This is a genomic window from Pseudomonas sp. SIMBA_067 (assembly GCF_046534675.1).
Taxonomy (GTDB): Bacteria; Pseudomonadota; Gammaproteobacteria; order Pseudomonadales; family Pseudomonadaceae; genus Aquipseudomonas; species Aquipseudomonas putida.
Genome location: NZ_JAWRYH010001074.1, coordinates 1 through 247, shown reverse-complemented (window position 1 = coordinate 247; position 247 = coordinate 1). Strand labels below are relative to the sequence as shown.

At 47.0% G+C, this 247-nt stretch carries 1 protein-coding gene; it reads right to left on the bottom strand.

Annotated elements, in window-relative coordinates; translation table 11 throughout:
- The coding region (locus SB765_RS32550; RefSeq protein WP_410932881.1) for a glutamate synthase-related protein at positions 1-220 on the bottom strand (220 nt) is incomplete at its 3' end.
- Between the last annotated feature and the right edge of the window lie 27 nt (positions 221-247).

Genomic DNA, 247 nt, shown 5'->3' with positions numbered 1-247 from the left:
CAGCAACGGCTTTTAGCTTTTCTGTACTTAAATTTCCCTGCTCGTCGCGTACACCGTATTTTGCGGTGCCAATTTGAAATACAATATCGGCACCTCCTTCTAAGTGATATGGGCTAAGGCCGCCTTCTCCCGTGTTCATCCAACATCCTGCTAATTTTGCCCCTTTGGATAGTGCACGCACAGCAGGGCTTGATAGCGCACCAAAGCTCATGCCCGATATATTAAATAGCGAATTTGTGGTGTAAGG